This window comes from uncultured Cytophaga sp. (assembly GCF_937863595.1).
GTDB lineage: Bacteria > Bacteroidota > Bacteroidia > Cytophagales > Cytophagaceae > Cytophaga.
Genome location: NZ_CALMGQ010000033.1, coordinates 1 through 15,321, shown reverse-complemented (window position 1 = coordinate 15,321; position 15,321 = coordinate 1). Strand labels below are relative to the sequence as shown.

The following is a 15,321-nucleotide window of genomic DNA, read 5'->3' as shown; positions in this document are numbered from 1 at the left end:
CGTAGAACAGTAAATATCCTCGAAATATGTTTATAGGGCTCGACTGTTAAAAAGTTTTTAGTTTAGTATCATTTTGATCAACTAGCATATATTCATAATATTAACGTTTTTATAACCATTCAATACGTAGCACATGTCAAAGTATATCGAGTTAAAACAACATGTCTATTTTGAGAATTTAGATTCCATTCGTTTTATTGCTGCATTAATGGTTTTATTTTCCCATGCATTAAGTGAATCATATGTTTTCATTCCTATAGAATATTCAGTTGTTACAACCTTCTTAAATTTAGTAAGCAATGGTGGTTTAGGAGTTTCGATATTCTTTGTTTTAAGTGGTTTTCTAATTACCTATTTGTTAATTGTTGAAAGAGAAACTAAATCTAAAATTTCTTTAGGTAATTTTTATATGAGAAGAATCTTAAGAATTTGGCCACTTTATTTTGCGGTAATTATTTTCGCATTTGTAGCATACCCCTTAGCTAAATCATTTATTGGAATAAAAGGAGAAGGGTTTGCAAATATTATGTATCACATGGTGTTTTTGAGTAATTTTGATTTGATCCATATGAAACAGACAAATATTGATGCTATTCCTACTTCTCAAGCGATTAATTGGTCTGTGTCAATCGAAGAACAATTTTATTTATTTTGGCCGCTTATATTCGCTTTTTTACCTAAAAAAATGTGGTTGTTTAGCATACTGTCTGTAATCGCAATTTCAATACTTTTTAGAATGCAAAATTATGAAAATAAAGATATTTTATACTTTCATACCTTGTCCGTATTATTAGATTTAGGGATTGGTGGACTTTTTGCTTTTCTTGTTACACAAAAAAAACAAGCTGAAGAATTTTTTAAAAATATTTCCACACGTACTCATTGTTTATTTTTTGTTCTTTTTTTTGGCTTGATTTTTTATAATCAAGAATTGTTTGACTTTAAATATGGGCTAGCAATAGGTAGGGTATTTATTTCATTCTCCATTGCACTTATTATAACAGCGCAAGCAATGACAACTTCAAATACTTTTTTAAATCTTAAAAATTTCAAGTTAGGGACATATTGGGGTAAATATACCTATAGCATTTATTTGTTGCATCCAATATGTTTAACCTTTTCAGATGTATGTTCTAGAGTGTTTAATATTCCAATGGTTAATTTTATAAATACATTTATATGGGGAGTATTAGCCATTGTATTGACATTTATAGTCAGTAAAATAAGTTATGATTATTATGAGTCCTATTTTATTCGTTTGAAACATAAATTTTCAATATTAAAATAAAATACAGTTTCAGTTATTTTTATTTGAAGCAATAATCTTTCTTATATAGTCAAAACTTAAATTTGCTATGATTTAGTCTTTGGATTATTCAGTCGATAATCAAAGACATTGTGGTCGCTAGTTTTATGCGGAGAATAATCTTCTTAATATCCGCATATATTGCGTATATTATTCTTGTATATGCGGAGATTAACCCATATATTAGATGCATAATATGCGGAGAATAATGAGAGGGTATATCTATCAAAAAACAAATTGGCCTTTATTTGCATGGGATAACGAGCGTTTGCTTGGTTTGCTCGCAGAGGTGCGTCACATGCAAGGTCGATTATTGGGTAGGATGGAAGCAATAGGTTTTGATTTGCGCGATGAAGCAACCTTATCTACTCTTACAATGGATGTATTAAAATCTAGTGAGATAGAAGGTGAAGTATTACAACCCGAACAAGTGCGTTCTTCTATAGCTCGTAAACTCGGTATGGATATCGTTGGGTTGGTTCCTTCTGATAGAAATGTAGATGGTGTGGTAGAAATGTTGTTGGATGCTACACAGCAGTATCAAAAGCCTCTGAATACTGCTCGTCTGTTTGCTTGGCATACATCACTATATCCAAAAAGTAAAAACACTATGTATACTATAGAAGTAGGGCAGTGGCGTACAGATTCAACTGGGCCGATGCAAGTCGTGTCAGGTGCTATGGGAAAAGAACGGGTGCATTTTGAAGCGCCTGCTGCCAAAATCCTAAAAGCCGAAATGAAACAGTTTATAGATTGGTTTAATAAAGAGCATTCCTTAGACCCTGTATTGAAAGCTGCGGTAGCGCATCTTTGGTTTGTAACCGTACACCCGTTTGACGATGGAAATGGTCGCATTGCCCGTGCAGTAACCGATATGTTGTTGGCACGCTCCGATGGAAGTCCACAGCGGTTTTATAGTATGTCTGCTCAAATACGTGTGGAACGTAAAGGCTATTATGATGTCTTAGAAAAAACGCAGCAAGGTAGTTTAGATATAACTGACTGGCTTGAGTGGTTTCTAAACTGTTTAAAACATGCATTGCTCGCAACGGATGCGATGCTTTCTGAAGTATTGTCTAAAGCCACATTTTGGAAGAAACATAGCGACACGGTTTTCAACGAGCGACAAAAAATGATGTTGAATAAACTCTTCAATCAGTTTGATGGAAAATTAACGACTACAAAATGGGCGAAGATAGCAAAGTGCTCTCAAGATACTGCCCTGCGTGATATACAAGATTTGATGGCCAAAGATGTGTTAGCGAAAGAAGAAGCGGGCGGGAGAAGTACGGGGTATGTGGTGAAGTATTAAAACGGTCAGTAAAAGAATATTAATGATTTTCAATTAAAACGAAATAGAATGTTTCTATGATTTATAGTCTTAATTTTTTACTAGCCTCTCCCAATATAGTTTTGTTTTTTCTAATACTAATAGTATTTAAAATTAGTAATCGGAAAGAGAATCCATTTACGAAAATTAGATTTTGGGTAATACAAATTCTAGCTGGATTTGTATTGGCAGCAATTGGAATTGTAAGCTTAGTTTATGTATTGAGAATGAAACCTTCAGAAGAGGATAATCTTGCCAATGATCTTGGACAGGAAACAATTGATGATATTGAAATTGTTCAATGGAAGGAGACGGATACCATGCATATAGAAAATAAAGAAGAATTTATTAAACGGCTGAAGCAGGTTGAAGTAGATGGGCCACTTAAGTTTGTACATAAAGGGCGAATTATTTTTACTAGAATGGACGGAAGTAAAGATAGTATAGATACAAATGGTATTTCATTTGGCCCATACAAAGGCAAATGGTATCATTCAGAAAAAAATATGTTACAAGAATATTTTAAGTGACGATTCTAAATTCTCTAATCTAACAAATCCTAATTCAACCAAGCTCCAGTCTTTAGCGATAAGCGGTGACTGGTGCCCATCACTTTAATAAAAACAAAAAAAATGGCCGATCAGCATTGCACTGTCGGCCATTTTCTATTTATACTAAACTTCTAATTAGTCCATTCAAATTAAGCAACAATTGCTTTCATTTCAGTCATTGCTTCACGCAATTCAGCACCAACCAATTCAATTGGGTGCGAACGCAATACTTCGTTAACCGCGATTAACATTTGGTTGTCAACACCGTTGTCTTTACCAGCGTTGTATGGTTTACCAATAATGTCAGTTTCTACCGTTTTCATGAAGTTCGCCAATAAAGGCTTACACGCGTGATCGAATAAATAACAACCGTACTCAGCAGTATCAGAAATTACACGGTTCATTTCGAATAATTTCTTACGAGCGATTGTATTCGCGATAAGTGGCGTTTCGTGTAATGATTCGTAGTATGCAGATTCATCAATGATACCTGATTCAGTCATTGTTTCGAATGCCAATTCAACACCCGCACGAACCATAGCAACCATCAACAAACCGTTGTCATAATATTCTTGTTCAGAGATTTTAACATCACCAGCTGGAGTTTTTTCAAACGCCGTTTCGCCTGTTGCAGCTCTCCATGTCAATAAGTTTTTATCGCCAGCAGCCCAATCTTCCATCATGATGCGAGAAAATTCTCCGCTCATAATATCATCTTGATGCTTTTGGAACAATGGACGCATGATATCTTTTAATTCTTCAGATACTTGGAACGCCTTGATTTTAGCAGGGTTTGATAGACGATCCATCATACCGCTGATGCCACCATGTTTCAATGATTCTGTGATAACTTCCCATCCGTACTGGATCAATTTAGAAGCATATCCTTTATCAATACCTTTTTCAACCATTTTGTCGAAGCAAAGGATAGAACCCGTTTGCAACAAACCACAAAGGATTGTTTGCTCACCCATTAAATCAGACTTCACTTCAGCAACGAAAGAAGATTTCAATACACCAGCTCTATCGCCACCTGTACCTACGCAGTATGCCATTGCATATGCCCAACCTTTTCCTTCTGGATCATTTTCAGGGTGAACAGCGATTAATGTAGGAACGCCGAAACCTCTTTTATATTCTTCGCGAACTTCAGAACCTGGAGACTTAGGAGCAACCATGATTACTGTGATGTCCTTACGAATCTGCATACCTTCTTCAACGATGTTGAAACCGTGAGAATACGATAATGTAGAACCTTTTTTCATTAATGGCATAACAGCAGTTACAACAGCCGTGTGTTGTTTATCTGGAGTTAAGTTGATTACTAAATCAGCCGTAGGAATTAATTCTTCGTACGTACCAACTTTGAAACCATTTTCAGAAGCATTCAAAAATGATTGTCTTTTAGAATCGATTGCTTCTTTACGTAATGTGTACGAAACATCCAATCCTGAATCACGAAGGTTTAAGCCTTGGTTCAAGCCTTGTGCACCACAACCTACGATTACAATTTTTTTACCTTTTAACGCAGTAACACCGTCAGAGAATTCACTTCTATCCATGAATTCGCAAACACCTAATTGATCTAGCTTGTCTCTAAGAGAAAGTGTGTTGAAATAATTTGCCATTTGATTATGTATCTGTTTATGTAATTACAAGTTGAGAAATCAAAATTGCATAAAATTCCTTTAAAAACATGGTTGTTTTGTTCTTTTTTAGGTACAATTTATGGTTTGTTTATATTTGTTTTTAGTGGATAAATCGTAAGTGTCAGATAGTCAATAATAAATATACAAATCTACATGTGTATTATTATTGGTTCATGTACCATGAGGCATGGTTTAAGTATGCCGATAGGATGAGTATACCATTACCAAAGGGTTGGCATGCGACAAGTATGATCGATAGTTATGAATTATTACTGTATAGATTATATATATCTTGTACATCTATATGAGGTTTACACCTTTACTTATATTCATCGTGTAAAAAATAAGGTTTATTTTCCAACGGCGATTAATTTGTTTGTAAGATTTTAAAAGTATCGTACCAATTCAATTTTGTATCTTTGGCAATAATTTAACGTTGGAATTAATCTAACGTTTTTTGGTAATTTATTGAATTAGATTTATGAAAAAGACTTTCTTATTTTTATTATTGGCATTGTTGCTATGTCAATTAATTTTGGCGCAAGAATTCACAAACTATACACTTTATAATACTGCAACAAATACTTTTAAAGGGAATAATATAAAATCTTTGCATCAAACTAAAAGCGGAAGTTTGTTTTTAATTACCGACGGTGGTATATCATCTAACTACAATAATGTCTGGAAAACGACTTCATCGTTAAATGATTTTATTTTTCAGGTTGAAGATTTTTATGAAATTGATGGAGATACGATTTTGTTACTTATGAATGGACAGGAAAGTTCTAAAATGATTGTTGCTAAATATAATTATGCAACAAATACGATTAAGAGAGATTCGACCCATGCAATTGAAAAGTACCTAAATATAATAGGGCCTTCATGTATTGAAATGGATGGTGATGGAAATTTTTGGGTCGGAACCCAATACCAAGGCTTATCAATAGTTAATAAAGACAGCTTAGTGGTTCAGTATACCTACGATTTTTTCAATAATACTTCACCAATTGGAACGAATGAGATTAGTACAATCTATAAGGATTTGCAGGACAACATGTGGGTCGGAACACAATCGGACGGCTTATATAAATTTGATGGTTTAAATTGGACGCATTATATTGATATATTTAAAAACGAGTCAAGCTCTTTAAGAGCTAATCGTATAAATCAAATAATACAAGATGCAAATACATTTTGGGTGGCGACTGATTTTGGACTTGTTTCTTTTGATGGAACACAATGGAAAAAATCATGGCCGATAAATCAAATTGTTTACGGCCCCTTTATGATTTATAGTATAAATATTGATTCGGAGAATGTTGTTTGGGCGGGTTCAAATTATGGATTGTATACATTGAAAAATGATGTTTGGGAGTCAAAGATTTTTCCAGATATTGTTTCTAATACATATACATTTAATAAAATCCAATCCATTCAAATTGATGATACTGGTACTAAATGGCTCGGTACAGATTATGGTATTGTTGAATATTCAGATGCATTTGTTAAAAGGACTGTGACGGATGGTTATGAAGCAACCAATGCATTTTCAATACAAATAGATAAACAAGATAATGTATGGATCGGACATTACTTAGGCATATCAAAATATGACGGTTCTACTTGGTCAAATTATAATAGGTATCATGGTGTTTTAGAAAGTACTTACAATTTTGCTATCGATTCAAAAAATCAGAAGTGGCTAGCTGGACAATATGGTGCATGGGAATTTAATGATGCCGATACTTCTATAGCTAGCATTTGGGGTTTCTACGGCCCACCTCTTAAAAGTAGTACAGTTAATGAAATAAAAATAAGTTCTACAGATCATGTTTGGGTTGCTTCTGATGATGGTTTGTCTCATTATGATTTGAATAATTGGACATCTTATACAACAGCTGATGGATTGCCGCATAACCGTGTTCGCAGTTTGGCTATTGACAAAAATGACAATGTTTGGATTGGGACAGATAATGGTCTTGCACGTTTATCCCCCGATAATACATGGTATTATTATAACCCTGGCAGTACTACTGAGCTGTATTCAAATTATGTATTAAATATATGTATAGATAAAAACAACAATGTCTGGTGCTCATCACCCCAAGGCCTTCAATTTTTTGATGGTGTAAAATGGACTGTATATAATTTTCCAGCATTTGTTGGAATTAATGATATTAAAGTGGATGCTGAAAATGTAATTTGGGTTTGTGCATACGACGCTATTTATAAATTTGATGGTGAAGTATGGGAAATCTTTAAAGATTTCTTAGATTTCTCATCGAATATTTATGAAATGGCTATTGATCAAAAAGGGAATAAATGGCTTTGTTTGGATGGAAATTCGATTGTAAAATTCAATGATAATGGACCTGGATCTAAAGCCACAAAAAATAAAGTGTTCGGTTATGTATTTAATGATATTAATAATAACGGAATTAAAGATACAGGAGAAAAAGGAATCCGTAATCAGATTATACAATTAACCCCCAATAATTTTGTAGCAACAGATAAGAATGGACAATTTATAACGTATGCCAATTTAGGCACAAATTCCTTTGTTTATAGAACACCACGGAATTGGATTGCAACTACAGATACTATAAAGTCATTTGCGTATAGCCAAGATGATGTAGTGGATACAATTTATTTTGGCATAGAACAGGATGAAAATGTCGTAGAATATGGCATAGATATCATGGCATCACGCTCACGAACGAGTTTTGATTCTCATTATTGGATTGATTATTATAACTTCAGTATACAAGAACAAACAGTTACGGTGAAATTTAAAGTAGACACCTTAGTTGATATTAAAAATATCACACCCACACCCTCATCTATAGATAAAAACGTAATTACTTGGAACTCGTTTTCAATGAAACCTTATGAAACAGGCCAGTTTCATATTTCAGCGATGATGCCTGATTTTAATTTTGCAGGTGATACACTCTTAAGTTACGCTTCGATGTTTGATGATCTACATATTGCTAAAGATACACTTCGCCAAATTCTTACAAATTCGTTTGATCCCAACGACAAACAGGTGAGAGAGGGATTTGGTAATGAAAATTATGTGTTGATGGGGACGCAATTAAAATATACAATTCGTTTCCAAAATACAGGTACTGATACTGCTTATAATGTTGTTATAAAAGATATGATTGATGCTAATCTTGATCTAACAAGTTTAAGCATAGTTGGGTCTAGTCATGCATGTAAGCTTAAAGTATATGGTAAGAATATGGTAAGCTTTATATTTGAAAACATCAATCTTCCACACCAAACAATGAACGATTCTGCAAGCAATGGTTTTGTGAGTTTTGTGATAAATCCGTTATCTTCTGAAATTGAAGAAAAAGAAACAGTTAGTAATTCTGCAGAAATTTATTTTGATTTTAATCCACCCATATATACAAATAAAGTTAGTAATGTTTATGTCACATCATATCCAAGCATCGTTGTAACTTCAACAAAAGATAAAATGTTGAACGAAATACATAATATCGTTATATATCCCAATCCAACACAAAACAATTTTACAATACATTATACTGGAAATGCAGATGTCTCAATTGTATTAATTGATGTAATGGGGAGTATAATTTTACAAAAGGAAATGACCACTCCGACTGAAACCATAAATACCTTGTGCGACCAAGCTCCTGGTATGTATCAAATTATTATATACGACAAGAATCAAGGAGTTGTAGGCAGGTCCAAGATTATAAAATTATAATTTTGGTTACTGATATATATATCAGTGAGTTTCTTAAAATTAAACAGGATCTCGCAGGATTAATTGTTAGGGTTGGTTCCTATGTATAATCAAGTACTTACTAGAATAGATATTTGAATATTCATTCACCTAAAACTTGGATGCAACGATACAATAAATTAATATCACTTTGATATTCTTGATACATGAGTAAAGGATCGAAATGATTCATAACTCACAAATCATAATTGCCTTTCCTTCGATTCGCCTTCAAATCTTTCTGAATCTTCTTGCCTTCCAATCGTTTATTCACCGAAGAAAACGTAGGCTTCGATGCTTTGCGAGGTTTATTCTCTTTAAAACAAAATGCAATCAGAATTGCTAATTTATCAATCGCTGTTTTTTTGTTTTGCAGCTGACTTCTACTCGTATCACAGGTTACACGAATCTCTCCGTCTTTATCAATCTTCGTTGGGATCTTTTCTAATATGCGTGCACGTGCATCGTCTGAGATTACGGTGGACTTCTCGGGAGACCAGTATATCTCTGCTTTCGTACTGACTTTGTTTACATTCTGTCCGCCGCTGCCACCAGATAATGACATTTGAAAACGTGCTTCTTGAATAATGCCGGATTCTTTCCAATAATCGGGGTTGCTATATCTGGGCGGAAACATCATGATTAATGGGCTTGAGTATATTTCTTTTCTCCTGCATAAATAGGCACATCCAATTTATTTTCTGCAGGTGGTATTGGGCACGTGTATTGGTAATTGTATACGCAAAATGGATTGTAAGCATAATTAAAATCAATCACAATAGCCTTATTGTTTTTTAATTCTACATCTAAATATCGACCACCTTTGTAGGTTTCGTTTTCATTTGATGCATCTGTAAAGGGGATAAACAGAACAGGCTTATTTTGAATGTCGTCGGGTAAGCGATACATCATAAGTGTTTGTAATGTGTCGTTAATCTTAAAACTTGCTTTTGCAAAAGGTATATAGAACGAGCGTTTGCCGTCTGTGCGTGGCATACTTATTAATTGTGTATCATTTGTAAACGTAATAAATGCATTTACTCGATATTTTTCAGAATAATCAAAATAGGATAGACCTGTAAAGGCTTCTTTGTCTTTGATGGGCGATTTAATCGACTTTCTAAAATTTTCATCTTTTTGTTCTCTGTACTTGGTATTGATGTCTGATTTAGAATCTACCTTAATACTCGATAGAATTAAACTCGCAACAATAATAAGTGCGCCCAGAACAAATACGATGCGTAATATTTGTTTTCGTTTTATGCTATAATATTTTTCCTTCATCTGCAAAGCTGTACCAGGTATGATTACAAATTATTACATGATCTAAGACAGGCGTTTCTAAGAACTTGCCCGCTTCAGATAATTTTTTCGTTAGCATGCAATCCGATTCACTTGGTTTGTTATTCCCTGATGGATGGTTGTGTACTAAGATAATAGATGAGGCTAGATTTTCCAATGCATATTTGTAAATCAATTTGGGATCGGCTACCGTTCCCGAAACACCTCCTGTACTAATACGTATCTTTTTCTCAATTCGGTTCGCTCTATTCAATAATAATATCCAGAATTCTTCATACTGTAAATCAGCTAATTCCCCGCGCATATATTCAAAAATGTCTTCTGAAGACCGTACTGTGGGTTTTATTTCAATCTCAGCAGATTTTCTTCTTCGGCCTAATTCTAAGGCACTAACAAGTGTAATTGCCTTTGCTTCGCCTATTCCTTTAAATTTTTGTAGATCCTTAACACTTTGTTTTGCAAGGGTATGTAAATTGTTATTGTTGTCTTGCATGATTTGTTTTGCAAGATCTACGGCAGATATATTGGTGGTGCCAGAGCCTAATAAAATGGCAATCAATTCGGCATCGCTCAATGCGGCAATACCTTTTAAAAGTAGTTTCTCTCTTGGTCGGTCTTCTTCGGCCCAAGAAAGGATGCGATTGGGTAAGAGTGTGTAGGGTTCCATAAAACTAGCGGTCAGGGAAAAAGTGTAAAGTGAAAATTCTAAAGTGTAACGTATGCGATGTGTGTGCATCCATAAAGTGAACATATTTCCTTCATCTTTATGGATGAGTAAGGTTCGTTTTTAGGAGTGTTTTATTTTTATTGAGTTTGAAACCCAGTTTCTCATATAAGTTTTGAGCTTTGTTGTTTTTGGGAGAAACTTCTAGTGCGAATGCTGTTACATTACTGAATGTTTTTTCAATAAGCTTTAAAGTTGCTTGTCCATAGCCCAGGGATCTCATTGTTGGTTTGATGTATAATTCATCGATAAACAGTATATACCCCTTGTATTCATTGCTCCAATATTTTATAAGAATTGTATACCCAATAATTTCATTTTTCTCATTGTATACGTATTGAATAGAGCCATTGTCTGGATGTTTAATCAACTGTTTTATGGTAGCGCCAATGGATGTTTTCGAAATAGAATGTAGTGAATCGTATTCTTTATAAAAATGAAAAATCATACTATATAATTCTTCCAAGTCTGCTTGCTGATAGGATGTTATTTGTTTTAGTGTAATGGCCATATTATGTATTTTGTTTGGCATCAAATTACACCAATACAAATGAAATAAAAATATACAAATGTTAAAAAAAAACGTTTGTAGTAAGGTTTGTTTTACTATTTAACCCAAGTTCTCATATAAGTACTTAACCATAATGATAACTGGTTAGCACCAGTAGTATTTAAATGACTTTCATCATGCCAATTATTGCTATTTTTAAATATTGAATTCGGCGGTAAGATAACTTCACCATATTTTAAATAATTAAAATAATCATTTGGCATATTGTCAATATTTCCATAAGTAGGGATATATAAGAAATGTAATTGTATGTTGTTGTGTTTACATAATTCTGCTATTTTTTTAACATAAGATCGATGAAATGTTAAGTGGAATTTTTCTTCAAATGAAAAAATATTATTTGGTTCTACTTTTTCTTGTATTTTTAATTTTGAAATTATTTCTTTTGTAATCGTATCGTTTTGCGATGCAAATCCAAAATTGGTTTCCCAGAATGGAGATATAGTTGTATTCTTAAATATTCTACTCTGAGAAACCTCAAGATTATACGAGTAATGTGTCCATATATTTGAAATGATATCTTTATTGAAAAAAATACTTGGCAATAATACGTCTTTGTTTTCTGCTAGATGAGGAAATGTTGGATGGCTATATCTGTCTTCTGATTCTCGAATCTCTAAAACAATGTGTTTTGGTTTTTTGTGTTGAATTATTAGTTTTGCAAAACTATAATTTAAGTCTATTCCTAACCTGCAGTACCCAATATTGGTGCAAATTAAATTTTTTAATTTTGAAGTTATTAATTCATCATTAATGCTGTTTAGTGTGTGTGATGACCCAATGAACACTACATCTACTGGTTTTTTATTATGTACAATTCTATCATATAGCCATGAGCTTTGATGGAAACAATCATTACTCAATTCTCGAAATTTACTTCTTTGGTCTATAGGGAATAATGTTAATAATGCTAAAATGGGAATAATGAAGAGTGCCCAATTTATGTAAAGTTTTCTCATTAGAATTGAAAATATATAAAATTAGGTTTAACACTGAAATTACCTAAGAAAAAAATGAGAAGGAGTAAAATGTAATAAATCATAATTCTGATAGTTTTATGTTTTAGTGAAATCCATTCATTGAAATCTTTTAAATTGAGACTTTTTTCAATTGAGAAAAATAATAACGTAATTGAAATTAATGATATAAATCTTACTGGTGAATAAGTAGTAATAATTTCAGTGATGTTATTAAAATGAAACGATTTTATATTACACAATGTCGAAAATATTATTTTAAGATCTGACCAATTATTTACTCTAAATGGGATCCATAGGATTGTGATAATAAGCAAAACAATTAATGAATATATAAATGAGTATTTTTTTATATTGATTTGTTTTTCAATGATTAATACGATTCCATGACATGTACCCCAAATCGCGAATGTAATATTGGATCCATGCCATATGCCAGACAATAGAAATGTAATGAAAACATTAAAATGATTTCTTAATGTAGATTTTCGATTTCCACCCAATGGAATATATACATATTCTTTAAACCAAGATGAAAGGGAGATATGCCATCTTCTCCAAAAATCAAAAAACGAACTTGAAAAATATGGTGTTTGAAAATTTTTTATCAAGTCAAATCCTAATAATCTCCCAATTCCTATTGCGATGTCTGAATATCCAGAAAAATCACAATAGATTTGTAAACCAAAAAATATAGACCCTATAATAATAGAACTACCATTTAGAATTGAATCTGTATTGAAAATTGTATCCGATAAAACACCAAAATTATCTGCTATAACTATTTTTTTGAATAATCCCCATAGTACCAATCTTAATCCTTGGACACAATAGGCATAGTTGAATGTTTTTTTTGTTTCAAATTGTGGAATTAAATGCTTTGACTTTTCAATAGGGCCAGCGACTAATTGAGGGAAAAAAGATATGAAAGCGAAAAATGAAAATACATTTAGTGTAATATTTGATTTGTCTTTATGTGCATCTACTACATAGCTTAAAGCTTGGAATGTATAAAAGGAAATCCCAATGGGTAGTATTATTTTTATTGTTTCGAAACTTCCGTTAATGTTCGTTAAGTCGACAAAAGACTTTATGAAAAAGTTGAAATATTTAAAAATAAGCAATATTACTATATTCATTAATATGGTTGAAATAAGAATGTTTTTCCGTTGAATTTTAGTGGTTGAATAATATAATAAATATCCAGCTAGATAATTAATTGTAGATGATACTATAATTAACCCTAGAAACTTCCATTCTGCCCAGCCATAAAACACATAGCTTATTAGTATTATAAAAACGTTCCTGCTATTTGTAGATATATTGTTATTGATTATCCAATAGGATGGAAATACAATTAAAAAAAAACAGAAAAAAGTGAAAGAATTGAAAATCATTTAATGAACAGAACGAGCGGTAAATATCGAGAAACAAATGCTACTTTCTTTTATGAGAACTAATATAATGGTTTTTATTGCCATTTAAGACGAACTAGTTTCAGTTATTTTTATATCAAATAAAATGCTGCTTACTATTTATTAGCAAGCAGCATTTTTAAATTATAATCTGTGGTATTGAAGTTGTGTTACAGAGGTACTAATACTTCACAATTTTTGTAATAAATGTACCATCTATCGTTTGTAAAATAACAGAGAACATACCCGATGCCAATGATTCGCCAACAATAAACGTTTCTGAATTGATGTTGTTTTGTTGAAATACCAAAGCTCCAGAAGCATTCATTACAGTAACTGATTGTATTCGATTGCTGTTTTCTAAGGTAATGGTTGTTGTTGTTAGGAACGGTTGAGGAGCAACTGAAATACTTGTACTTGTCCCATTTCTAGTTGCTGTTGGTAAACAAGCTGTATTTCCTGTTGTACCACCCACACAAATATTACAATTATCTAAAACGGCATTTCCATTTGCTACACCAGCACAATCTTGGCAACTTAATTCTGTTTTTCCACAGCCACAATTACCAGCTGCTATTTTTGATGGGTCTGATGGACAAGCATCTCCAGCTGTAGATACATATCCTGCTGGTTGCGTGCACGAAGCAATTATTGATGAGGCGTCACCGATTCCATCTCCATCTGTATCTTCGAACCACGTTATGCTTGGAGTCGTTATAATGACTTTTACTAGGGAGCTTGTTTTGCAATTTGCATTACTCACTTTTACCAAATACGAATCTGGAATTACAGCGGAGTATGTTGCATTTGTAGCACCAGAGATTATACCAGCCGCATTCGACCATTGGTAAGTTAATCCTGCACCTGTGTTAGCAGATAGAAGAACGGAACCACCTGCACAGAATGCATTGCTTGGGGAAGTAATTACTGCTGTTGGAGCAGGATTCACAGTGATTGCAATAACGTTTGAAGTCGCTGCTGTTGTGCATCCCGTTGAAGTTACCGCTACTTTATACGAGCCAGCACTTGCAGCGGAATATGTTGCATTTGTAGCAGTTGATATATTTCCCGAAGCGTTTGACCATTGATACGTTAATCCAGCACCTGTATTTGCAGATAGAAGAACAGAACCTCCTGCACAAAACGATGTGCTTGGTGAAGTGATTACTGCTGTAGGGGCAGGGTTAACAGTGATTGCAATAATGTTAGAGGTTGCAGATGTTGTACATCCCGTTGAAGTTACCGCTACTTTATACGAGCCAGCGCTTACAGCGGAATATGTTGCATTTGTAGCAGTTGATATATTTCCCGAAGCGTTTGACCATTGATACGTTAATCCAGCACCTGTATTTGCAGATAGAAGAACAGAACCTCCTGCACAAAACGATGTGCTTGGTGAAGTGATTGCTGCTGTAGGAGCAGTATTGACAGAGATTGCAATGATGTTAGAGATTGCAGCTGTTGTACATCCCGTTGAAGTTACCGCTACTTTATAAGCTCCCGCGCTTGCAGCGGAGTATGTTGCATTTGTTGCATTTGCGATAGTGCCTGTCGCATTTGACCATTGATACGTTAATCCAGCACCTATGTTTGCAGATAGAAGAACAGAACCTCCTGCACAAAACGATGTACTTGGTGAAGTGATTACTGCTGTAGGGGCAGGGTTAACAGTGATTGCAATAATATTTGAAACTGCTGCTGTTGTGCATCCCGTTGAAGTTACCGCTACTTTATACGAA

At 33.5% G+C, this 15,321-nt stretch carries 12 protein-coding genes; 4 read left to right on the top strand and 8 right to left on the bottom strand.

What is annotated here, in order from left to right; all coding sequences use genetic code 11:
- Nucleotides 1-133: 133 nt before the first annotated feature.
- The 3 genes from Q0543_RS02545 to Q0543_RS02535 all read left to right on the top strand — a co-directional run bounded on the left by Q0543_RS02545 (nt 134) and on the right by Q0543_RS02535 (nt 3,166).
- Complete coding sequence (locus Q0543_RS02545) at nt 134-1,288, top strand: acyltransferase (protein WP_299248670.1); 1,155 nt, start codon at nt 134-136, stop codon at nt 1,286-1,288.
- A gap of 226 nt (nt 1,289-1,514) precedes the next feature.
- Nucleotides 1,515-2,618, top strand: coding sequence for a Fic family protein (locus Q0543_RS02540; RefSeq protein WP_299248668.1), 1,104 nt, complete (start codon nt 1,515-1,517; stop codon nt 2,616-2,618).
- A 56-nt stretch (nt 2,619-2,674) separates the two neighbouring features.
- Complete coding sequence (locus tag Q0543_RS02535) at nt 2,675-3,166, top strand: hypothetical protein (protein ID WP_299248666.1); 492 nt, start codon at nt 2,675-2,677, stop codon at nt 3,164-3,166.
- Nucleotides 3,167-3,336: 170 nt separating this feature from the next.
- Here the strand turns inward: Q0543_RS02535 and ilvC are convergent, their stop codons facing one another.
- Entirely contained in the window at nt 3,337-4,815 is a 1,479-nt protein-coding gene (gene ilvC, locus Q0543_RS02530) for a ketol-acid reductoisomerase (RefSeq protein ID WP_299248664.1), read from the bottom strand.
- Between the two features lie 502 nt (nt 4,816-5,317).
- Here ilvC and Q0543_RS02525 point away from each other — a divergent pair.
- Nucleotides 5,318-8,575, top strand: a complete 3,258-nt coding sequence (locus tag Q0543_RS02525) for a two-component regulator propeller domain-containing protein (RefSeq protein ID WP_299248662.1) — start codon at nt 5,318-5,320, stop codon at nt 8,573-8,575.
- 214 nt (nt 8,576-8,789) lie between these two features.
- On the opposite strand, the gene arfB is transcribed toward Q0543_RS02525, so the two are convergent.
- The 7 genes from arfB to Q0543_RS02490 all read right to left on the bottom strand — a co-directional run.
- A complete protein-coding gene (gene arfB, locus Q0543_RS02520) occupies nt 8,790-9,233 on the bottom strand; it encodes an alternative ribosome rescue aminoacyl-tRNA hydrolase ArfB (protein WP_299248660.1) in 444 nt (147 codons plus the stop codon).
- A 2-nt stretch (nt 9,234-9,235) separates the two neighbouring features.
- Complete coding sequence (locus Q0543_RS02515; protein WP_299248658.1) at nt 9,236-9,877, bottom strand: DUF1684 domain-containing protein; 642 nt, start codon at nt 9,875-9,877, stop codon at nt 9,236-9,238.
- Nucleotides 9,858-10,562: a DNA repair protein RadC gene (radC, locus tag Q0543_RS02510; RefSeq protein ID WP_299248656.1), complete on the bottom strand. Its 705-nt coding sequence runs from the start codon at nt 10,560-10,562 to the stop codon at nt 9,858-9,860. Before radC ends, Q0543_RS02515 begins: the two co-directional genes overlap by 20 nt.
- Nucleotides 10,563-10,659: 97 nt before the next feature.
- A complete protein-coding gene (locus tag Q0543_RS02505) occupies nt 10,660-11,130 on the bottom strand; it encodes a GNAT family N-acetyltransferase (RefSeq protein ID WP_299248653.1) in 471 nt (156 codons plus the stop codon).
- A gap of 95 nt (nt 11,131-11,225) precedes the next feature.
- The gene (locus tag Q0543_RS02500; RefSeq protein WP_299248651.1) at nt 11,226-12,149 is read right to left on the bottom strand and encodes a hypothetical protein; all 924 of its coding nucleotides are present in this window, start codon (nt 12,147-12,149) and stop codon (nt 11,226-11,228) included.
- Nucleotides 12,149-13,564, bottom strand: a complete 1,416-nt coding sequence (locus Q0543_RS02495; protein ID WP_299248648.1) for an MBOAT family O-acyltransferase — start codon at nt 13,562-13,564, stop codon at nt 12,149-12,151. Before Q0543_RS02495 ends, Q0543_RS02500 begins: the two co-directional genes overlap by 1 nt.
- Nucleotides 13,565-13,763: 199 nt before the next feature.
- The coding region (locus Q0543_RS02490; protein WP_299248646.1) for a T9SS type A sorting domain-containing protein at nt 13,764-15,321 on the bottom strand (1,558 nt) is incomplete at its 5' end.